12 protein-coding genes are annotated in these 21,321 nt (G+C 71.1%); 7 read left to right on the top strand and 5 right to left on the bottom strand.

Going from position 1 to position 21,321, the window contains the following annotated elements:
* Positions 1–29 precede the first annotated feature (29 nt).
* Positions 30–1,007 carry a zinc-binding dehydrogenase gene (locus ACQPWZ_RS33095; RefSeq protein WP_433573908.1) on the bottom strand — a complete coding sequence of 326 codons (978 nt, stop codon included), beginning with the start codon at positions 1,005–1,007 and terminating at the stop codon, positions 30–32.
* A 112-nt stretch (positions 1,008–1,119) separates the two neighbouring features.
* Positions 1,120–3,828 (bottom strand): glycoside hydrolase family 97 catalytic domain-containing protein, encoded by a 2,709-nt coding sequence (locus ACQPWZ_RS33100; protein WP_433573244.1) that lies wholly within the window; start codon positions 3,826–3,828, stop codon positions 1,120–1,122.
* A gap of 328 nt (positions 3,829–4,156) precedes the next feature.
* On the opposite strand from ACQPWZ_RS33100, the gene ACQPWZ_RS33105 reads away from it, so the two are divergent.
* Positions 4,157–4,630: a hypothetical protein gene (locus tag ACQPWZ_RS33105; RefSeq protein WP_433573245.1), complete on the top strand. Its 474-nt coding sequence runs from the start codon at positions 4,157–4,159 to the stop codon at positions 4,628–4,630.
* A 133-nt stretch (positions 4,631–4,763) separates the two neighbouring features.
* Entirely contained in the window at positions 4,764–5,774 is a 1,011-nt protein-coding gene (locus ACQPWZ_RS33110) for a glycoside hydrolase family 6 protein (RefSeq protein WP_433573246.1), read from the top strand.
* Positions 5,775–6,028: 254 nt separating this feature from the next.
* Here the strand turns inward: ACQPWZ_RS33110 and ACQPWZ_RS33115 are convergent, their stop codons facing one another.
* On the bottom strand, positions 6,029–6,934 hold the full coding sequence (locus ACQPWZ_RS33115) for a nitroreductase/quinone reductase family protein (RefSeq protein WP_433573247.1): 906 nt from the start codon (positions 6,932–6,934) through the stop codon (positions 6,029–6,031).
* Positions 6,935–7,587: 653 nt separating this feature from the next.
* On the opposite strand from ACQPWZ_RS33115, the gene ACQPWZ_RS33120 reads away from it, so the two are divergent.
* Together ACQPWZ_RS33120 and ACQPWZ_RS33125 are read left to right on the top strand one after the other, a co-directional pair.
* A complete protein-coding gene (locus ACQPWZ_RS33120; protein ID WP_433573248.1) occupies positions 7,588–8,058 on the top strand; it encodes a DUF305 domain-containing protein in 471 nt (156 codons plus the stop codon).
* Positions 8,055–9,107, top strand: coding sequence for a LacI family DNA-binding transcriptional regulator (locus ACQPWZ_RS33125; protein WP_433573249.1), 1,053 nt, complete (start codon positions 8,055–8,057; stop codon positions 9,105–9,107). The genes ACQPWZ_RS33120 and ACQPWZ_RS33125 overlap by 4 nt, the downstream gene beginning before the upstream one ends.
* A gap of 9 nt (positions 9,108–9,116) precedes the next feature.
* On the opposite strand, the gene ACQPWZ_RS33130 is transcribed toward ACQPWZ_RS33125, so the two are convergent.
* The gene (locus ACQPWZ_RS33130) at positions 9,117–10,856 is read right to left on the bottom strand and encodes a discoidin domain-containing protein (protein WP_433573250.1); all 1,740 of its coding nucleotides are present in this window, start codon (positions 10,854–10,856) and stop codon (positions 9,117–9,119) included.
* Between the two features lie 330 nt (positions 10,857–11,186).
* On the opposite strand from ACQPWZ_RS33130, the gene ACQPWZ_RS33135 reads away from it, so the two are divergent.
* The 3 genes from ACQPWZ_RS33135 to ACQPWZ_RS33145 all read left to right on the top strand — a co-directional run bounded on the left by ACQPWZ_RS33135 (position 11,187) and on the right by ACQPWZ_RS33145 (position 18,334).
* Positions 11,187–13,370 carry a discoidin domain-containing protein gene (locus ACQPWZ_RS33135; protein WP_433573251.1) on the top strand — a complete coding sequence of 728 codons (2,184 nt, stop codon included), beginning with the start codon at positions 11,187–11,189 and terminating at the stop codon, positions 13,368–13,370.
* A 220-nt stretch (positions 13,371–13,590) separates the two neighbouring features.
* A complete protein-coding gene (locus tag ACQPWZ_RS33140; protein WP_433573252.1) occupies positions 13,591–14,649 on the top strand; it encodes an NAD(+)/NADH kinase in 1,059 nt (352 codons plus the stop codon).
* Between the two features lie 307 nt (positions 14,650–14,956).
* Positions 14,957–18,334: a pyruvate carboxylase gene (locus ACQPWZ_RS33145; protein ID WP_433573253.1), complete on the top strand. Its 3,378-nt coding sequence runs from the start codon at positions 14,957–14,959 to the stop codon at positions 18,332–18,334.
* Positions 18,335–18,364: 30 nt separating this feature from the next.
* Here the strand turns inward: ACQPWZ_RS33145 and ACQPWZ_RS33150 are convergent, their stop codons facing one another.
* The gene (locus ACQPWZ_RS33150; protein WP_433573254.1) at positions 18,365–21,268 is read right to left on the bottom strand and encodes an AAA family ATPase; all 2,904 of its coding nucleotides are present in this window, start codon (positions 21,266–21,268) and stop codon (positions 18,365–18,367) included.
* Positions 21,269–21,321 lie beyond the last annotated feature (53 nt).

Below are 21,321 nucleotides of genomic sequence, written 5' to 3' on the forward strand. Positions count from 1 at the left end.
CCCCCCGGCCGCGTCACCCCGCGGTTACCTCACGACGCCGTGCGGACGACGAGCTTGCCCACCTTCCTGCCCTGCTCCAGGTCGTCGTGAGCGGTTCTGATCTCGTCCAGCGCGTAGACGTGGACGGGACCGGTAGTGATGTCGCCGTTGGCAATGCGGTCGAGATGGCCTTGCAGCACCTCGGCCGGCAGGTCGGCGGCCTCGCCTCCGTAGCCGGTCAGCCGGACGCCGTTCGGCAGGTAGCCGATGGGATAGAAGTCGGGCACGGTCCACTGGTTCGACAGCATGCCCGCGAAGCAGACGGTGCCATGGACGCGGGTGGCGGCGAGGGTGTCGGGCAGCGTGGGTGTGCCGACCAGCTCCAGGGCGGCATGGACGCCCTCGGGAAGGATCTTCCGTACCTGGTCGGCGATGCTGCCGTCGTCGACCAGCGGATGATCGACACCATGGGCGGCGAGGTCGTCGAGGCGACTCGGGCTGCGGGTCGTCGCCAGCACGGTCGCGCCGAGCTGCTTCGCCAGACCGGTGGTGGCCAGCCCGAGCGCCGAGGTGCCGCCCCGGATCAGCAGCGTCTGCCCGGGCCGGAGGTCCAGGCCCGTGGTCAGTGATCCGTACGCGGTCTGGAGGGTCTCCGGGACGGCGCCGAGGATCTCCCACGGAAGGTCCGAGCGGAACGGGATCACCTGCGACCGGGGCACCACGGTGTACTCGGCGTATCCGCCGTCGTACGTACGGCCCATGCCGCCCATCATGGTGGCCACCTGAGTGCCCCGCGGCAGTCGACCGTCCGGGTCGGCGTCCACCGTCCCCGTCGCCTCGATGCCGAGCACGCGGGGGAAGGTCACCCCTTCGGCGAGGCCGAGGCGTGTGTGCAGTTCCGACCGGTTCAGCCCGAACGCCTCGACCTTGATCCGCACATGGCCGGGGCCCGGCTCGGGGACCGGGAGGCGGCGCAGGTGCAGGTGGTCCACCGGCCCCGGTGCATCGAGCACCACGGCGTTCATCATTGCGTCCACGACGTCCTCCAGTGATCCATCGGCCCGGCCATGGTGGACCGGTGGCGTACGGCCGCGCCACTGGCACGGCCGTACGCCGCCGAGGGCAGGCGGGAATCTCGCCTCAGGAGGCCTGGGCCGACCGCAGTTGAGCGTCACCCCAGTCCGCGTGGTCGAAGTTGATGCCGTCTCCGCCGTCCGTCGCGCGGAGCGTCAGCCGTCGTACACCCGTGACGTCGACATCGATCGGATGCGCGGCGTCGGCGCGGCTCAGTACGCCCGTTGTCGCCAGCACCCGCCCGTCACCGATGACCTGGAAGACCACCGTGCCCTCGCCGCTGACCTCGTCGTCGATGCCGACCTGCGCGGTGAACCGGTCGTACGCCCCGTCGATGTCGACCGCGACCTCGCCCTCGGCATGCATGCCGAGCCCCTTGTCGTACGACGCCCGGCGGATGGTCAACGGGCCTCCGTCGCCCGCGCTGTTCTCGCCGTTGGACAGGTCGCGCTCGACGGGTCCCCAGCCGTTGCGCTCGGTGGCGAACGGCAGATCGCTCACAAAGTCGACCCCGGGCGGGGACACGAAGACGCGTACGGTCCTCAGCGAACGCAGCGGGGGAGTACGGGGCGAGGCCCCTGGAGCCCGGTACTCCGCCGTCACCACCACGTCGTGGTTGCCGTATGCGGCGTCCTTCGGCACCTGCACCGTCCAGTTCGCATCGAGCGTGCTGCCTGTGGGCAGCTGTTCCGCCTCGGCGCCCGCGCCCCGGACCGTCCAGCCGCTGGGCGCGCTCGCCGTGAGCCGGACGTTCGCGGCGGGGCCGAACTCCTCGATGAGGAACCGGCCGTCGACCGCCACGCTCCCTCCCGGGTCCGCCTCCGCCTTCTGCGGCGTCGCTGTCAGGGAGGTCAGCGGCGCACGGCGGACCGGCTCGTCGCAGGTGGTGCGCCCGGGCCTGTCCCGGCAGACCAGCGCGGCGAATCCGCCGTTGCGCAGGGTCGGGACCGACAGCGTGTCGCGTCGGTCGACGATCCGGGACTCGCGGACCAGCCCGTCCGCTCCGTCGCGTACGACTTCGACCCGCCAGCGACCGGAGCCGAGGAAGTCCAGCGGTACACGTTCGGTGGCGGGCCCGCCGGCGGTGACGCTGCCGAGGAACCAGCGGTCGCCGTTGCGCCGGGCGAAGGCGGCACCGTCGCCCGGGTGTCCGGACAGGAGCCTGGACTCGTCCCAGACGGTGGGTACTTGCTCCAGGAAGCGTTCCAACTGGGGGCGGTCCCGGTAGGCCTGGACCGAGCCGGCGTAGTTCTGGAACCCGGATTCGTAGACGACGGACAGGGCCAGTTCGGCGGCCTCGGAGGTGTTGCGCGTACCGAACTGGAACCCCATCGGCGTGTAGTCCATGGAACCCACGGCATTGCGCGTGAACGGCAGGGTGGTGACATCCGCGACGGAGACATTGCCCTGCTCGGCGCCGTAGACCGCCTCCATTGTCATCACCTGCGGCCAGGTGCGCTGGATGCCGTGCGGCAGCGTCGAACCATGGAAGTTGACCAGCAGCTTGTGCTCGGCGGTGGCCTCCAGGATGTCGTCGTACCAGCGGAAGCGTGCCTGGGAGTCGGAGTCCATGAAGTCGATCTTGAGTCCGGACGCGCCCCACTTCTTGATCCTGGGCAGCACCTCCGCGCGCTCGGCGGCCGTGTCCAGATCACTCCAGTGCATCCACAACAGGACCTTCACGCCCCGCTGTTGTGCATACGTGATCAGTTGGGGCATCCAGTCGGTGGTCTTCCAGCCGTCGTCGACGAGTGTGTACTCCCAGCCGTGCGACGCGCTGTAGTCGACGAACCGCTGCTGCGTCTCCAGACTCCGCTGCGCGGCACCGAATCCGGCGAGCCAGGACCATGCGACCCTGCCCGGCCGAATCCACGACGTGTCCCGGATGCGGGAGGCCGGGGCGAGGTCGTCGACGAGCGTGGACTCGGTGACCGTGGCCAGGTCACCGATGACGGCGGTGCGCCAGGGGGTGGCCAGCGGGCCGGGCGAGCTGATGCGCTCATCCGCGAGACGGACCGTGTACCGGGCACTGCCCGCCTCGTGGGTCAGACGGCTGCCCGCGTACCGGCCGTCGACATCCGACTCGGTCAGCAGCACGAAGCCGGCGCCGGACCGGAAGAGCGAGGGATAGCCGTAGTCGCCCGCGGCCGCGCCGCCGGCGGTCGTCTCGGTGCGCGGGCGCTCGTAGTTGACGGTGTAGGGCATCAGCCAGGCCGGCGCTGCGGCCGGAAGCTGGAAGGCGGAGGCTTCCCGCAGGACGGTCACGCCGTCCTCGTCGGGCAGCACATAGCGGTACGCGACCCCGTCGTCGGACACCCGCACATCGAGGTCGAGCCGGGCGCCGCCGTCACCGGTGAAGGAGAAGCGCGTCTGGGGCATCCGTGCGGTTCGCCGACGCTCCTTGCCGGTCGTCGTGGTGTAGCGCTCCGTCACCTCGCGGGTGTCCCGGTCGCGCAGCCGCAGGCCCGTGGTCAGATCGGCGGCGTCGGTGACGATGCCGAGGGGTGCGGGTTCCAATACGGTCGCGCCCCCGCGGCGGACGGCGAACGACAGCGTGCCGTCCGTGCCGTCGAGCCGCACATCCGCCGACAGACGACCTGGCGCCCCTGTCTGCCGCGTGACCGTCCAGGATCCGCCCTTCCGCTCCTCGGCGGAGGCCGGGGCCGTGAGCGTGCCGACGCCGAGCACGGTGCTCAGCACGACGGCAAGCCATGTCAGAAGTCCGAACCTCGAGCTGGGTGACCCAGTGAGCACCGAAAGCCTCCACCTCGCCATATGGCAACGTTGTCAGTCTCGCTCTGCGCGCCGATGTGCGCCTGATGGTCCCTCAACTACCAACAGGCTCAAACGAAATCGGACGGCGTACCAACAGTGACTACAGCGTTCTCCTGAAGCTGTAAACCCCTCGCGTCACGACCCGGGCGCGCCCGCGTCCCGGCCGGAAGCAGCGGACGACCCCCCGACCCGGGGGGATACCCCCGGGTCGTAGGGGGCAACCCTGATCGAAGTGGGGGGTGAACCCCATCGCTGGGCCGACGCGCTCCCCCTAGGTTCTCAACTGGAATGGGGTACCAGCCCAGCAACCCGTATCGGAGGCCCTCCCGTGACCGCGCAGTCGAACCAGCCGAAGCCGTCAGGGCATGTGGCCGCGGCCTTCGTCCGGTTCGTCCTCTGCGGCGGCGGTGTGGGGCTCGCGTCGAGCGGCGTGCTGGTCCTGACCCACGATCTGCTGCCGGTGGCAGTGGCCAACGCGGTGATCACTGTCGTCTCGACCCTGATCGCCACGGAACTGCACGGCAGGGTCACCTTCCGCAGTGAACGCCGGGGTTGGGGAGTCCACCTCCAGTCCGGACTGACGGTGGCCGTCAGCTATGCCTTCACCACGGGGGCGCTGCTTGCCCTGTACGCGGTGCAGTCGACCCCGTCGGTTCTCACCGAACAGGGTGTGTACCTGACGGCCTCGGCACTGGCGGGCATCGCACGGTTCGCGGTACTGCGCATGATGGTGTTCGGCGGGGAGCGAAAGGTGCGCCGGGAGCCGGTGCTCGCGAGGACGGGTGTGGCGATGGCGGCGTGAGGCTCCGTGGCGATCGGCGGCGTGCGTCCTGCGGCAGCGCGACGGACGGATGAGCCGCGGGGAGTCTTGACTGCTCCAGTGGTTCAGTCCACTCTGCGCGCAAGGCCGGCCCGCTCGCACCCGGAGGGTCCCCATGACCGTCACGTCGCGCTCCCGATTACCCGAACCGCTCTTCCACCGCCGTCGTGGCCGGACGGTACGAGTGGCGGCCGCGTTGCTCGCATGCACGGCGTCGGCCGCCTTCGCCCCCACGCGCCCCATGACGTCCGCCGCCGACCCCATCGGCATGACCAGCGGCTTCTACGTCAACACCGCCTCTTCTCCGGCCACGTGGGCGCGCAACAACTCCGGAGACCCCAGAGCGGCGCGTATTCAGACCTCGATAGGCTCCCGGCCCATCGCCCGCTGGTTCAGCAACGAGGGCGGCAACATCGCGGGTGCGGTGGCCGGCTACGTCGGAGCCGCCGACAGCCACGACAAACTGCCGGTCCTGGTCGCCTACAACATCCCGGGCCGTGACGCCTGCGGCGGCCACTCGGGCGGCGGCGCGGGCAGTGTCGGCGCCTACCGCACCTGGATCGCGACGTTCGCCGCGGCGATAGGAACGCGGCCCGCAATTGTCGTCATCGAACCGGACGCACTGGGCGACTTCAGCTGTATGAGCGCCGCGGCCGTCCAGGAACGCCTCGGGATGCTCACGTACGCCACCGAGAAGTTCAAGGAGAAGGCGCCCAACACCTGGGCGTATCTCGACGGTGGCAACGCGGGATGGGTGGCACCGTCGACGATGGCGAGTCGGCTGAGCACAGCGGGGGTGCACAATGTCCGCGGCTTCTCGGTGAATGTGTCGAACTACTACACCACCGCTTCCTCGGTGGCATACGCCGGGTCGGTCAACGCTTCCCTCGGCTACTCCGCCGGCTTTGTGGTGGACACCAGCCGCAACGGGAACGGCTCGAGCGGGCAGTGGTGCAATCCGCCCGGACGCAGACTCGGTGGCCCTGCCCAGCTCGGCGGTGGAGCCGAGATGCTGCTGTGGGTGAAGACACCGGGGAACTCGGACGGTCAGTGCGGCATCGCGCCGAACACTCCGGCAGGGCAGTTCGATCCGGCCGTTGCCGTGCGCTTGATCGACGGCACCTGAAGCGCATGGTCACTGCGTCGCTTCCGCCATCGCTCCCTTGTCAGGCTTGCCCAACGTCACTTGGGAGGACGCGTCATGGCCCCGCCCGCTGACCGGGGGCACCCCACCCTCCACGGAGGTCAGGGGCCTGGGAGTGCGACCGCTTGTAGATGCCAGCCGCAGGATGCGATGAAGCGGCGGCGTTCGGCAGCTGTGGGAACCGGGAGGGCGGCGGGTCATGACATCCGCCGCCCCCCACTGGTCGGGCCTCGGTTCTACTCTGCCGGAGGCGGGCCCGGCGGGAACGGAACCTCCGCCAGCACCGGCAGCAGCCACTGCTCCTCGTAGTCGAGATGCGCCGTCAGTTCGTCCGTCATCCGGTCCAGTTCGGCGAGGAACTGCCGCGGATCGGCGGCGCCGACGTCGGCCAGCAGTGCCGCCAGCTCGTCCTTGATCCGGGCCACGGCCCCGTGCTCCTGGCGGAGTCGGTCGAGCACGGACACCAGGTCCGGATGGTAGTGCGCGATGGCGGGGAAGATGTGCGCGTCCTCACTGGTGTGATGGAACGTCAGGGTCTCGCAGAACGCGAGACAGTGCTGCCGGATCTGGAATCCGAGCCCGGGTGCCGCACTCGCGCCGGGCCCCTGCGCCGCGCGTGCGGCGAGGTGCGCGTCCGCCTCGGCCCGTACGTGGCGCAGCTGCGAGCGCAGCCAGGTGTGGACCTCCAGGAGCTTGTCGGCCAGGGTGTTGATCGGCCGCGGCTGCTCCTGCGGCTCGGTGCGTTCCAGCACCACGACCGGCAGCGTCCGGGACGTGAGGGCCTGGTAGTCGGCATAGCCGGGTGACACCGTGACGACACTCGCGAACAGCCGGTCACGGCGGGCCCCTTCGGCGGGTACCGCGACGGCTTCGAAGGACTCGGTGCCGATCTCCACCTGGACGAGGGGGTGGGCGAGCAGGTTGTGGTACCAGTCGGGGTGCCGGGAGGCGCCGAGGTTGGACGCGACGATCAGCAGCAGATCGCGGTCGCGCACAAAGCCGAGGGGGGTGGTGTGCTCCTTGCCGGACTGTGCGCCGGTGGTCGTCAGCAGAAGGAGATCACCGCCCTCGAAGGGGCCGCCGACCTTTCCGCGGCCGGCTCGGAACTCCTCGATGACGTGCTGGTGGGAGGACGTGGGCATACGGTCTCGATACTCCTGAACGGTGAGTGACGGCGAGGACGCCGAGGGATCGCCCATGGATCGCCGACAGATGGCGAGGGAGGGCGAGGGATAGCTGTGACCTGGGACGGCCGGGATGCCTCCGGGCATCGCGGGTGCTGCCGGGCACGGGACCCGATCACGCGGCCCGGCAGGCGTGCACCACACACCCCGGGACACGGGGCGATGGCGACAGGGCCGGCCGAGGCTGCGCACGGGCCACGGCACGGCTGCGTACGGATGACCTACGGAAGCGGCAGAACGAGGTGATGGGGGCGCATGAGGCGAGCGTGGCGCGCAACCGCCCAGCGGTGCGCGGGACGTTCAGGTCAGACGCAGGTCGCGGAGTGTGAACTCATGGCGGGACCCTTCGGTGCATGGTGACCGCTCGATCGCCGGCCGGCCCACTGCTCTGTGGCCGACGCCGCGCGTCACGCCGGTCATTACAACCAGCCGCGCGCGGGTCTGTCAACGCCGGCCCGAGTGCGCTGTCGGGCCTCAATTCGCCCTCGCGGTACCCCTTGACACCTCGGGGAGCGCTCTCTAGCTTCCGCGGGAGAGCGCTCTCTGCACCGTCGGTCAAGGAAGCTTCCTTCTCGCGCAGATTGGAGAGCCGTGTTGTGCAGACACCTCACATGAACAACCAAGCGCTGGAACTCCTCAGCCCGGTGGGCGGCCGCGGCGGCGACCCTGCGCTGAAGGCATGGGCCGCCTCTCTCGCCGCTGGCCATCGCGCAGAACTCGGTCGCCTGAACGCCCTGTTGGACCGGATGGGGCTGCCCCGTACCGATGTGCACGCGGGGCACGACATGCCCGGCATGGTCACCGCTGCCGACCTCGGCCGGGCCCGGACCCTGCGGGGCGCGGCCTTCGACGGCTTCCTCGGCCGGGAACTCCGCGCCCACCTGGAGCAGTCCGCCCGCGTTCCCTCTCCGAGTCCCGTGGCGCAACCGGCGCGGAGGCCAGACGGCTCGCCGCGGATCTCGCCGCCGCCCACACCGGCGCGCTGGAAGGACTTCGGTCCTCGCCGCGTTAGGTGTCAGCCCCAACCATCGGGGGGACGGGCCGCCGCACCGCCGGTACCTGCCGGTATAAAGAGGTCATGACTGCCGACGTGCCCCAGTCCACACGTCCCGTGACCCTCGAGGACGTGGCCCGGGTGGCAGGTGTCTCCCGGGCCACCGTCTCCCGTGTGATCAACGGGGCGACGACGGTGGATCCGGCGCTGCGGCAGATCGTCGAGGAAGCCATCGCCGCCACCCACTACGTGCCCAACCGCGCCGCCCGGTCGCTGGTGACCCGGCGTACCGACTCCATAGCCCTGGTGGTCTCCGAGCAGGAACAGCGGTCCGTCGCCACCCCGTTCATCGGGCGGATGTTCACGGACCCCTACTTCGGGCGGGTGGTCGGCGGACTGCTCGACGTACTGCGCCCGGCCGGGGTGCAGATGATGCTGATGCTGGTGGACGACGAGGTCTCCCGCGGCCAGTTGCTGTCCTATCTGCGGCAAGGGCATGTCGACGGCGTGGTGCTCGTCTCCGCCCACGGCGCGGACCCGCTGCCGCAGATGATCACCGAGACGCGGCTGCCCGCCGTTCACGCAGGGCGGCGTGCGCAGCTCACCGGAGTCACCTATGTCGAGGTGGATCAGCGCGCCGGTGTGCAGCTCGCCGCCGACCATCTGGTGGGGCTCGGTCGCCGGCGGATCGGCACCGTGACGGGCCCGCAGGACATGCCGGCCGCTCAGGAGCGTCTCGACGGGTTTCTCGGCGCGATGGCGCGGCACGGCATCGACGATGTCGCGTGTGTCGAGGGCGACTTCACCCACGCCGGAGGGGCGGCCGCGATGAAGCAGCTCCTGGCCGGGCGGCCCGGCCTCGACGGTGTCTTCGTCGCCTCCGACCTGATGGCGCTCGGTGCGCTGCCGGTGCTCGCGCGCGAGGGCCGCAGGGTGCCGCAGGACGTTGCTGTCGTCGGGTTCGACGACAGCAACGCCGCCCTGGCCTGTGACCCTCCGCTGACGACCGTGCGTCAGCCGGTGGAGGAGATGTCGTCCGAGATGGCCAGGCTGCTGCTGCGGCAGATCAACGAGCCGGGACTGCGCCCGCCGTCGGTGATCTTCCATCCGGCGCTGGTGGTACGCGAGTCGGCCTGAGGGCCGCGCCTACTGCCAGACCTTCACATAGTCGACGCTCATCCTCTGCGGGAAGCGGGTCGTGGCGTCCGGCGGGCCCGGCCAGTCGCCGCCCACCGCGTTGTTGAGGATCAGGAAGAACGGGTGGTCGTAGACCCACGGGCCGCGCGTCCGCTCCAGTGTGTCCTTGTCGACCGTGTGGATCACCGAGCCGTCGACGGTGAACACCATGCCCTTGCTGTTCCAGTCGACGGCGAAGGTGCGGAAGTCGTTCGCGAAGTCCCCGCCGCCGGGCAGCGCGTAGGGCGAGCCGTGGCCGTCGGCGCCGAAGTAGGCCGGGGCGTGCAGCGTGGAATACGTGGTGTTGGGTTCCTTGCCGACGTGCTCCATGATGTCGATCTCCCCGCAGTACGGCCACGGCCGGCCTGCCGAGAAGTAGTCGGCGCCGAGCATCCAGAACGCGGGCCACAGCCCCTGGGTGCCCGAGACCTTGATGCGCGCCTCGACCCTGCCGTAGGTGAAGGCGAATTTTCCATAGGTGTTCAGCCGGGCCGAGGTGTACTGGCAGGTGGTGCTGCCGCTCAGCGGGTCGGGCGGGCACGCCGATCCCGGAGTGACCTCCCGGCGGGCTTCCAGGACGAGGTTGCCGGCCCCGTCGTGGGCGGCGTTCTTGTTGTTCGTGTAGTACTCCAGCTCGTTGTTGGGACCGGTGCCCGTCTCGGGCACCCACTTCGCCGGGTCGGGTGCCGTGCCCGCGGCGCCGTTGAACTCGTCGCTGAACACCAGCCTGCCGCCGGTGGGGTCAGGGGGCAGTGGCGGGGGAGTGGTGGGCGCGCCGCCCGTCCCCCACACCTGGAACTCCCAGAGCGAGTAGCCGTACGGGCCGTTGCGCTGCGTGCCGTACATCCGCACATGACGTCCGGCGCCGCTGACCGTCAGGGTCTCCTTGAAGCCGGTCCCGTTCGTGGTCCGGTGAAGGGTCGACCACTGCGTGCCGTCGTCCGAGACCTGGATCTCGTACGCCGTGGCGAAGGCCGGGTCCCACTGGAGGACCACCCGGTGGATCTCGGCACGCGCACCGAGGTCCACCGCGATCCAGCCCGGGTCGGTCCAGCCGCCCGTGGGGTTCGTCGCCCAGCGGCTCGCCGGGTCGCGGTCGAAGGCCTTGTCCGGTGTGCACTGCCAGCAGGTGCCGTCGTGCTGGGAGGTCGACGCGGTTCCCTGTTTGCCGTAGGACAGCAGGACATCGCCGTCGGGCGGGCCGCCCGTGCCCGCGGAGTAGATCTGGAACTCCCAGAGCGAGTAGCCCCAGGCAGTGGCCCGCTGGGTGCCGAGCATGCGGACGTGGCGCCCGGACTCCGAGACGTCGAGGGTCTCGGTGCCGCCGGCTCCCGTCGTGGTCGTGTGCAGGGTGCTCCACTGCTGCCCGTCCGGTGAGACCTCGATGCGGTACCCCTTGGCGTACGCGGCCTCCCAGCGCAGCACCACCCGGCTGATCGCGGTGGTGGCGCCCAGGTCGACGTGGATCCACTGGGCGTCGGTGAACTGGCTGGACCAGCGGGTGCCGGGGTCACCGTCGACCGCTGCCGCGGCGGCGAAGGGCCCTTCGGCGCTGGAGGCGGTGGCGGGCCGGCCCTGAGAGACGAGGACGGGCTCGGCAGCGGCCGGTTGCACCGCGATGGCGAGTGTGAACAGCAGCGCCACCGCGACCAGTAACGCGAGGGGCCCACGTCGTCGGGGTCTTCCACGGAGCCTTTCGGGGACGTCCATGCGAACTCCTCCAGCGGGAGAGGGTGTTGCGAGAGGGAGAGAGCGCTCCCCGCAACCGGGAGCGTGGACGTCACCTTTTGAACCGTCAAGTGTTGCGGACAGGTCAATTCAACTCACGTCCCCCGTTACGGCTTTGGGGCGGCGAGGGTGGATCCGATCGCATCCTGCGCCTTCAGATCCTGAACACAGCAGGTAGGCAGGGGCAGTTGAAGAACGATCGTGTGCACAAGTCTTGACGCGGCTGTCTGACAGGTTGAGCATCGACAAGGGTGAGAGAGCGCTCTCTCATGCGTGCGTTCACCCCCACCCCTGACATCACAGGAGCCGCTGATGCCCGCCACCCTCGCCAGACCCCTGCGCCCACCCGCCGGCCCCGCGCACCACCGCACGCTGACGACGCTCGTCATCACCGCCCTCGTCGCGACCCTGCTCGGCATCCTGCCCACCTCGTCGGCGCACGCGGCGCCCGTCCTGCTCTCCCAGGGCAAGACGGTGACCGCCTCCAGCCAGGAGAACGGTGGGACACCCGCATCCGCCGCGGTGGACGGCGACAACGGCACCCGGTGGGCGAGCGCGTTCAGCGACCCACAGTGGATCCAGGTCGACCTCGGCACCAGTGCCACGGTGAACCAGGTCGTCCTCGCCTGGGAGACGGCATACGCCAAGGCCTACCGCGTCGAGTTCTCCACCAACGGCACCAGCTGGACCACGGCGCACTCCACCACCACCGCGACCGGCGGCACCGAGACGCTCAACGTCTCCGGCACCGCGCGCTACGTCCGGGTGTACGGCACAGCCCGTGCCACCCAGTACGGCTACTCGCTGTGGGAGTTCAAGGTCTACGGGACGACGGACGGCAGCCCGCAGATACCGGGCGGCGGTGACCTCGGCCCCAACGTCGTCGTCTTCGACCCGTCCACCCCGGACATCCAGGGCAGGCTCGACCAGATCTTCCGGCAGCAGGAGTCCGCGCAGTTCGCCAGCAGTCGCTACCAGCTGCTCTTCAAGCCCGGCACGTACAACAACATCAACGCCCAGATCGGCTTCTACACCTCCATCTCCGGCCTGGGGCTGAACCCGGACGACACCACCTTCAACGGGGACGTGACCGTCGACGCCGGCTGGTTCAACGGCAACGCCACGCAGAACTTCTGGCGCTCCGCCGAGAACCTCGCGCTCAACCCGGTCAACGGGACCAACCGCTGGGCGGTCTCCCAGGCCGCGCCGTTCCGCCGTATGCACGTCAAGGGCGGGCTCAACCTCGCGCCGACCGGATACGGCTGGGCCAGCGGCGGCTACATCGCCGACAGCAAGATCGACGGCACGGTCGGCCCGTACTCGCAGCAGCAGTGGTACACCCGTGACAGCTCGGTCGGCGGCTGGACCAACGGCGTCTGGAACATGACCTTCTCCGGTGTGCAGGGGGCACCGGCGCAGAGCTTCCCCAACCCGCCGTACACCACACTGGAGACCACCCCGGTCTCACGCGAGAAGCCCTTCCTGTACCTCGACGGCAACGAGTACAAGGTGTTCGCCCCCGCCAAGCGGGTGGGCGCCCGCGGCACCTCGTGGGGCAACGGCACGCCGCAGGGCGAGTCGATCCCGCTCAGCAGGTTCTACGTCGTCAAACCCGGTGCCACCGCCGCCACCATCAACGCGGCTCTCGACCAGGGGTTGCACCTGCTGTTCACCCCCGGCGTGTACCACGTCGACAGCACGATCAACGTGAACCGTGCCAACACGATCGTGCTCGGTCTGGGGCTCGCCACGATCATTCCGGACAACGGTGTGACCGCCATGAAGGTGGCCGACGTGGACGGTGTGAAGCTGGCGGGCTTCCTCATCGACGCGGGACCGGTCAACTCCCCGACCCTGCTGGAGGTCGGCCCGGCCGGATCGTCGGCGGACCACGCCGCGAACCCGACGACCGTCCAGGACGTGTTCATCCGCGTCGGCGGCGCAGGCCCCGGCAAGGCCACCACCAGCATGGTCGTCAACAGCGACGACGCGATCATCGACCACACCTGGGTGTGGCGCGCAGACCACGGCGACGGCGTGGGCTGGGAGACCAACCGCGCCGACTACGGGGTCCGGGTGGGCGGAGACGACGTGCTGGCCACCGGACTGTTCGTCGAGCACTTCAACAAGTACGACGTGGAGTGGTACGGCGAACGCGGCAGAACGATCTTCTTCCAGAACGAGAAGGCGTACGACGCACCCAACCAGGCCGCCATCCAGAACGGCGGTACCAAGGGGTACGCGGCCTACAAGGTCGCCGACTCGGTGAACACGCACGAGGGCTGGGGGATGGGCAGCTACTGCTACTACAACGTCGACCCGACGATCCGGCAGGACCACGGCTTCCAGGCCCCGGTGAAACCGGGCGTCAGATTCCACGGCCTCCTCGTCGTCTCGCTCAGCGGCAACGGGCAGTACGAGCACGTCATCAACAACACGGGCTCACCCACCTCGGGAACGTCGACCGTGCCCTCGGTCGTCGCCAACTTCCCGTAGACCACGTCCGGCGGGGCGGGCATGTCCGCCCCGCCGCCCGGGGACACGCCGCCCCAGGGGCCCCGGCCGGCGCCGCACACGCGGCGCCGGCCCGAGGCCGTGCCGCCGACTACCGGGTGAACGTGCACGGCTCATCCAGCCGCGTGCGGCGCGCCGCGTCCGCTCCGCGCTCCTCTCTGATCGTTGATCGTGCGAGGTGTACGACCGGAGAGGACACGACATGACAGTGAAGCGGGTAGGGCTCGTGGTGCACCGGGGGCGCCCCGAGGCCGTGGCGGCGGCCGATGTCGTGATCGCATGGTGCGCGGACCACGGCATCGCCTGCACCGAGACCGACGTGTGGAACGTGGGCGAGCAGCGGCACAGCGCACGTGAGGAGGTTGACGCCGCCGGGCATCCCGATCTGATCGTCACCCTGGGTGGTGACGGCACCTTCCTGCGGGGAGCCCGGCTGGCCGCCGAGAGCGACGCGGTCGTCCTCGGGGTGGACCTCGGCACGGTGGGTTTCCTCACCGAGGTTCCCGCGGCGGAGGTCCGCCGGGCACTGGACGCCGTGCACGCCGGGCGCGCCCGGGTGGAGACCCGCATGCTGCTCACCATGCGCGCCTCACGTCGCCTCCAACTGCCCCAGGAGATGGAGACGGTGCTCTGCTACGGCCGGGGCCCGATGCTGCCGCCCCCGGTCGTCCCCGACGAAGCCGACCAGGGCGGGTGGGGAGTGTCGTTGCACGTCCGGGCGGTCAACGATGTCGTGGTGGAGAAACTCGTCCGCGACCGCCAGGTCGCCCTGGGCGTCTACATCTCGGGGCGGCTGCTCGCCTCGTACTCGGCGGACGCCGTCCTGGTCGCGACGCCCACCGGCTCCACCGCCTACAGTTTCGCCGCCGGCGGTCCCGTCGTGTCGCCGTTCGCCGAGGCCGTGGTGTTCACTCCGGTCGCCCCGCACATGACCTTCAACCGCTCCGTCGTCGCCGCCCCCGACGAGCCGATCGGGCTGCGGGTCCTGCCGCACTCCGGGCGGGCCGCGGTGAGCGTCGACGGTCAGTTGCGCGGGCTGCTCGACCCCGGCGACTGGATCGGTGTCTTCGCCGCCGAGCGCCGGCTGCGGGTGATCCGGCTCGCACCGACCGACTTCTACGGCCGGCTGCGGGACCGGATGGGGCTCACGGACGCCCCGGCGGCCGCGGCGGCGGGCGACCCCGCGCGTCTGTGGCCGGCCTCGGAACCGGTCCCCGCCGATCTGCAACACCTGCGTCTGCCCCCCGGCTACGACGTCTGAAACAGGCGGGCGGTGTCGGTCATCCCACGGCGGCATCCGTTGCGAGCCGGACGAACCGGCCGGTAACTTACGCGCACCGGTCGTCACCGCTTCGCGATCCGTCGCAGGTCGTCCGGTACGGTGGCCACGCTCCGGCCTCCCATCACCAGACGTCGGCCGGTGCGGTGCACAGCGTGGTGCACCGATCAGCGAACTCATCGACACCGTCCACGACGACACCCTCCACGAGGGCACCGGACGCCTGAGGCGCCGGTGGCGACAGCGCCCGTCCCGAGGCCGCCGGCCCGCGACACGACTGGGGAGTTTGATGTTCGGCAAGGTATTGGTCGCCAACCGCGGTGAGATCGCCATTCGCGCGTTCCGCGCTGCGTTCGAGCTCGGCATCTCCACGGTGGCGGTCTTTCCGCACGAGGACCGCAACTCACTGCACCGGGCCAAAGCGGACGAGGCGTATCAGATCGGTGAACCCGGCCATCCCGTACGGGCGTACCTGTCCGTGGACGAGGTCGTCAAGGCCGCCCAGAAGGCGGGGGCCGACGCGATCTACCCCGGTTACGGATTCCTCTCGGAGAATCCGGACCTGGCCGCCGCCTGCGCGGAGGCCGGCATCACGTTCGTCGGGCCGCCGGCCTCGGTCCTCCATCTGACCGGCAACAAGGCCCGTGCCGTCGCGGCGGCGAAGGAGGCCGGCGTACCGGTCCTCAAGTCGTCGGAGCCGACCACCGACGTGGATGCGCTCGTGGCGGCCTCCGAGGACATCGGTTTCCCCGTCTTCGTCAAGGCGGTCGCGGGCGGCGGCGGCCGGGGCATGCGCCGGGTCGCCGTGCCCGGCGAGCTGCGCGAATCCATCGACGCGGCCATGCGCGAGGCGCAGTCCGCGTTCGGCGACGCCACGGTCTTCCTCGAGCAGGCGGTCGTCAATCCCCGCCACATCGAGGTGCAGATCCTCGCCGACGCCGAGGGCAACGTGGTGCACCTGTACGAGCGGGACTGTTCGGTGCAGCGTCGCCACCAGAAGGTCGTCGAGATCGCTCCGGCACCGAATCTGGACCCCGAACTGCGGGCGCGCATCTGCGCCGACGCCGTCGCCTTCGCCCGGCACATCGGCTATGTGAACGCGGGCACCGTCGAGTTCCTCGTCGACGAGCGCGGCAACCACGTCTTCATCGAGATGAACCCCCGCATCCAGGTGGAGCACACGGTCACCGAGCAGGTCACCGGCCGTGACCTGGTGATCGGACAGCTGCGCATCGCGGCCGGGATGTCGCTGCCGGAGCTGCGGCTCACCCAGGACGACATCGAGCTGAACGGCACCGCACTCCAGTGCCGCATCACCACCGAGGACCCGGCCAACGGCTTCCGGCCCGACACCGGCACCATCTCCGCCTACCGGTCACCGGGCGGCCCCGGCGTACGGCTCGACGGCGGTACCGTGCACACCGGCGCCGAGGTGTCCGCTCACTTCGACTCGATGCTCGTCAAGCTGACCTGCCACGGTCACGACTTCGCGAACGCCGCCCGGCGAGCGCGCCGCGCCATCGCCGAGTTCCGCATCCGCGGTGTGTCCACCAATCTGCCCTTCCTCGGCGCCGTGCTCGACCACCCCGAGTTCCGGGCCGGCCGCATCACCACGAGCTTCATCGACGAGCACCCCGAGCTCATCCGGGCCCGCCCCTCCGCCGACCGCGGCAGCCGCATGCTCAGCTATCTGGCCGAGACGACCGTCAACCGGCCCCACGGCCCGCGGCCACAGGTCATCGACCCCGTCGACAAGCTGCCCGCCGTCTCCCTCACCGCACCGGCGCCCGACGGCTCCCGGCAGCGGCTCGCGGCTCTCGGACCGGAGGCGTTCGCCGCCGAACTGCGCGGGCAAAAGGCCGTGGCGGTCACCGACACGACGTTCCGCGACGCCCATCAGTCCCTGCTCGCGACCCGGGTGCGGACCCGCGATCTGCTCGCCGTCGCCCCCTACGTCGCCCGGACGGCTCCGGAACTGCTCAGCCTGGAGTGCTGGGGCGGTGCGACCTACGACGTGGCGCTGCGCTTCCTCGCCGAGGACCCCTGGGAGCGGCTCGCCCAACTGCGCGAAGCGGTACCCAACATCTGTACGCAGATGCTGCTGCGCGGGCGCAACACCGTTGGCTACACGCCCTATCCGACCGAGGTGACCGAGGCGTTCGTGGCCGAGGCCGCGGCGACCGGTATGGACATCTTCCGCATCTTCGACGCGCTCAACGACGTCAACCAGATGCGGCCGGCGATCGACGCGGTACGGGCCACGGGAACGGCGCTGGCGGAAGTCGCCCTCTGCTACACCGCCGACCTCTCCGACCCCGCCGAGTCCCTCTACACGCTGGACTACTACCTGCGCCTCGCCGAGGAGATCGTCGAGGCCGGGGCACACGTCCTGGCCATCAAGGACATGGCGGGCCTGCTGCGTCCGCCGGCCGCCCGCACGCTGGTGACCGCGCTGCGGGAGCGGTTCGACCTGCCGGTACACCTGCACACCCACGACACGGCGGGCGGACAGCTCGCGACGCTGATCGCCGCGATCGACGCGGGAGTCGACGCCGTGGACGCCGCCGTCGCGTCGATGGCGGGCACCACCAGCCAGCCGCCGCTGTCGGCGCTGGTCGCCGCGACCGACCACAGCGAGCGGGCCACCGGGCTCTCCCTCCAGGCCGTCGGTGACCTGGAGCCGTACTGGGAGGCGACCCGGAAGGTCTACGCGCCGTTCGAGTCCGGTCTCGCCTCGCCCACCGGCCGGATCTACCACCACGAGATTCCCGGCGGCCAGCTGTCGAACCTGCGCCAGCAGGCCATCGCGCTCGGCCTGGGCGACCGGTTCGAACTGATCGAGGACTGCTACGCCGCGGCCGACCGCATGCTGGGCCGCCTGGTGAAGGTGACCCCGTCGTCGAAGGTCGTGGGCGATCTGGCGCTGCATCTGGTGGGCGCCGGCGTGGAGGCCTCGGACTTCGAGTCCGACCCGGGCAAGTTCGACGTGCCGGACTCGGTGATCGGCTTTCTCCGCGGTGAGCTGGGCGACCCGCCCGGCGGTTGGCCGGAGCCCTTCCGCACCCGCGCGCTGCAGGGCCGCCCCGAGAAGGCGGACGCCCCGACCCTCGACGACGAGGACCGGCGCGGCCTCGCTCAGACGCCCAGGGCGACCCTGAACCGGCTGCTGTTCCCCGGCCCGACCAAGGAGTTCGAGGCGCACCGCGAGTCCTACGGCGACACCTCGGTCCTGCCGACGCGGGACTTCCTCTACGGCCTGGAGCCGGAGACCGAGCACACGGTCACCCTCGAACCCGGAGTGACGCTCCTGATCGAGCTGGAGGCCATCTCGGAGGCCGACGAGCGGGGCTTCCGCACGGTCATGGCCACCCTCAACGGGCAGTTGCGGCCGGTGGCCGTGCGGGACGAGTCCGTCGCGACCGAGGTCAAGGCGGCGGAGAAGGCGGAGCGCGGCAACGAGCGTCATGTCGCGGCACCGTTCGCCGGCGTGGTCACGCTCCAGGTCGCCGAGGGTGACGCGGTGGACGCCGGTCAGACGGTCGCCACCATCGAGGCGATGAAGATGGAGGCGTCCATCACCGCCCAGAGCGCGGGCACCGTGAGCAGGCTCGCGATCGGCAGGATCCAGCAGGTCGAGGCGGGCGATCTGCTCATCGAGCTCGGCTGACGCACGCCACGGACGGTCCGGCGCGGCCCCTCAGGGGCTCGCCGGGCCGTCCGTAGTTTCCGGCGGCGGACGGTGTGCGGGCCAGGAGTTCAGCGCGGTCGCCAGCTGGGCGCGCGAACGGACGTCCAGCTTCTGGTAGATGCGGGTCAGCCGGGCCTCGACCGTCTTCACGCTGAGGTAGAGCTTCGCCGCCGCCTCCTGGTTGCTGGCGCCCTCGCGGACCAGTGCCGCGAGCCGCAGCTCCGCCTCCGTCAGGGAGGTCGGAGCGCCGCCACGGGCGGGATCCGGCTCGGCCGACCGGGACGGCGTCTCCGCCGCCAGTGCCAGCCAGGGCAGCGCTCCCGTGCGTTCGAAGACGGCGGCCGCCGTCTGGAGGGCGTTCTGCGCGGAGGAGCGCCGTCGTCGGCGGCGCTCGACCCGGGCCAGCGCGATGAGGGCCCGCCCCCGCTCCAGCGGCAGTCCCGCCGCGTCGAACCGCTCGGCGGTCTCCGTCAGCAGCTCCGCCGCCTCCTCGGGCTTGCCGCTCGCCGCCAGATACAGCGCGTACGCCCGGTCGCAGCCCAGCAGTACCGTCGTCCGGCCGAGCCGCTCGGCCACCGGGCGGACACCGGCCAGGAGGAAGGCGGCCTCCTCCGGAGCGTCGCCCGCGACCAGCGCCTCCGCCAACTCCTCGTGCCAGCGCAGCATCGACGGGTCGACGGTCGACTGGGCCTGCTCGTCCGTGCGGACACGGCGCAGCGTCTCCACGGCGTCCGCCACGTCGCCTGCGACGAGTTGGACCCGGCCGAGCGCGTAGAGACTGCGGGAGAGGAAGACCCGGTCGCCCTCCTCCTCGGACGCCTGGACACTGCGCCGGGCGTAGCTCGCGGCGCGCGCGAAGCTGCCGCCCGCGGTCTCGGCGAGGGCCAGGGCGTACCACGCGGGCCCGGGGGACAGCCCGGCCTCCAGGGTCAGGGCGAGGGACCGTCCGGCGTGGGCCACCGCCGCGGCACACAGACCCTGGCGTGCCTCGATCTCCGCGAGCGTACGGAAGAGTTCGATGGCGTCCTCGACCGTGCCCCGCCGCTCGACGAGCGGCAGCAGCGCGTTCAGCTGATCGCGGGCGTCGGTGAGCCGGTCGTCGAACAGGGCATGACGGATCGTCAGGATCTGGGCCGCGTTGCGGATACCGAGCGGGCGGTCGACCAGTTCGAGCGCACGCGCCTCCGCGAGCACCCGCTGCTCCTCCGCAGAGCCGAGGACCCGCTCCATGCGAGCCTGCACCGTCAGGGCCCGGGTCGCCGTCTGCCGGTCGCCCACCGACGCGGCGAGCCGGGCCGATTCGACGGCGGCCGCGCGGGAGCGTACGGGATCACCGTCGGCGAGCACATACTTGACCGCAAGCCGGAGCTGGACGGCCGCTCGCAGGGCCGTGTCGTCCTCCGAGTCCTCCATGGCGTGCACATAGGTCTCGTCCAGGTCGCCGAGCCCCTGGCCCGCCGTGTCCAGCACCGCGAGACGTGCGCGCACCCGGTCGGCGGGGGTGGCGTCACGGGCCAGCAGATCGGTGGCGGCGCGCATCGCGAGATCCGCGCGCGCCGCCCGCGCGGCCTCCTCGGCCGCGTCCACGAGCCGCGCTATCCGCTGCCCGCCGTGCTCGACGGGTGTGGACTCGGCGGCGAGCAGGGCGAGTTCGGCGGCCAGGGCGCTGTTGCCGCGGCGCCGGGCCGTGTCGGCCGCCGCGGCGACCTCGTGCGCGAGGTGCTCGTCGGGCGTGTCGGCGGCCAGCGCCCGGTGCCGTACCGCTTCGACGGGGTCGTTGACCACCCGGGCGAGTGCGCTGTGCCCCGCGCTGCGCTCGTTCCAGCAGGCGTCGTGGACGAGGGTGGACGGCAGCACGCCGGCGCTGAACGCGACGGTCCCGTCCTCGGTGAGCGTGATGAGGTTCGCCCGCTCGGCGGCGGCGAGGTCGGCCTCTGCGGTGGCGCGGCCCGCGCGGCGGATCAGTGACGCCGTCGGCCGCAGCGCCAGGGCGGCGAGCAGCAAGGTGCTGCGTACGGCCGGGGAGGCGGCGCCGAGGAGTTGCCGGGCGAGGTCGCGGGCGCGGCCCGACAGCGACAGCGCCTCGGCGTGGTGGACCGGTGTCCGGGCGTCGGCGAGGGAACGGCCGACGGCGAGCGCGAGGCGGGGATTGCCGCCGCTGGCCCGGTGGATACGGCCGGCCATCCGGGACGGCAGCCGGTGGTGGACGAGGAGTTCGGCGATCTCGTCGGCGTGCAGGGCCGGGACGAACAGCACATCCGCCTCGGAGGGCACCCACAGGGCTTCGGGGCCTGCCGAGTCCTGCGGTGTGGCGCCGGGTCCCGGAGCCGTGGGGGCGTACGCGGAAGGGGTCTCGGCGGCGATGACCCGCAGCGCAGGCGGAGCCAGATGCAGCGCGAAGCGCAGCAGGTCCGCGCTGTCGGCGTCGATGTGCTGGACGCCGTCGACGACGAGCAGGACCGGAGCCCGTGCGGCGAGGGTCCGCAGGATCTGGGCCAGGGCGAGCCGCAGCGCGATGGGGTCCCAGCCACCCTCGGGGATGGGCGCCTCGCGGCACAGCATGGCGACGGCGCTGCGCTGCGGTCCGGGCAGTGCTTCGAGTGCGTCGGCCGCTCCGGCACCGCCGGGCCCGGGGGAGTGGGCGGCGGGCCACGACACGGAGGCCCGGACGGACGCGAGAAGGGCGGCCGCCGCCGCTCCGGGTATGTCCCGGTCGGCGGGCAGTGTGGCCAGCCAGAGCACCGTCTCGCCGCGGGACTCGGCCTGTGCGGCGGCTGCCAGGGCCATCTCCGTCTTGCCGATTCCGGCGGGACCGGTGAGGAGCGCACGCCCCCGGGTGTGCAGGACCCGCTCGAGCCGGGCGAGGAGCTCGGCCCGCCCCACCGGCGCGGGGCGGTGAACCGTCGTCGTCACGCCCATCACCCCCCTTGTGACCTGCGCAGGTCTCTGCCTGTGAGTGCAGAGCA

This window comes from Streptomyces sp. CA-251247 (assembly GCF_050952975.1).
GTDB classification, from domain to species: Bacteria; Actinomycetota; Actinomycetes; order Streptomycetales; family Streptomycetaceae; genus Streptomyces; species Streptomyces achmelvichensis.

Bases quoted from the DNA above. Each gene is read 5' to 3' on its own strand.
- ACQPWZ_RS33140 (WP_433573252.1), top strand. From the start codon at position 13,591: ATGACAGTGAAGCGGGTAGGGCTCGTGGTGCACCGGGGGCGCCCCGAG.
- ACQPWZ_RS33135 (WP_433573251.1), top strand. From the start codon at position 11,187: ATGCCCGCCACCCTCGCCAGACCCCTGCGCCCACCCGCCGGCCCCGCG.
- ACQPWZ_RS33115 (WP_433573247.1), bottom strand. From the start codon at position 6,934: ATGCCCACGTCCTCCCACCAGCACGTCATCGAGGAGTTCCGAGCCGGC.
- ACQPWZ_RS33120 (WP_433573248.1), top strand. From the start codon at position 7,588: ATGAACAACCAAGCGCTGGAACTCCTCAGCCCGGTGGGCGGCCGCGGC.
- ACQPWZ_RS33100 (WP_433573244.1), bottom strand. From the start codon at position 3,828: ATGGCGAGGTGGAGGCTTTCGGTGCTCACTGGGTCACCCAGCTCGAGG.
- ACQPWZ_RS33125 (WP_433573249.1), top strand. From the start codon at position 8,055: ATGACTGCCGACGTGCCCCAGTCCACACGTCCCGTGACCCTCGAGGAC.
- ACQPWZ_RS33145 (WP_433573253.1), top strand. From the start codon at position 14,957: ATGTTCGGCAAGGTATTGGTCGCCAACCGCGGTGAGATCGCCATTCGC.
- ACQPWZ_RS33110 (WP_433573246.1), top strand. From the start codon at position 4,764: ATGACCGTCACGTCGCGCTCCCGATTACCCGAACCGCTCTTCCACCGC.
- ACQPWZ_RS33095 (WP_433573908.1), bottom strand. From the start codon at position 1,007: ATGATGAACGCCGTGGTGCTCGATGCACCGGGGCCGGTGGACCACCTG.
- ACQPWZ_RS33130 (WP_433573250.1), bottom strand. From the start codon at position 10,856: ATGGACGTCCCCGAAAGGCTCCGTGGAAGACCCCGACGACGTGGGCCC.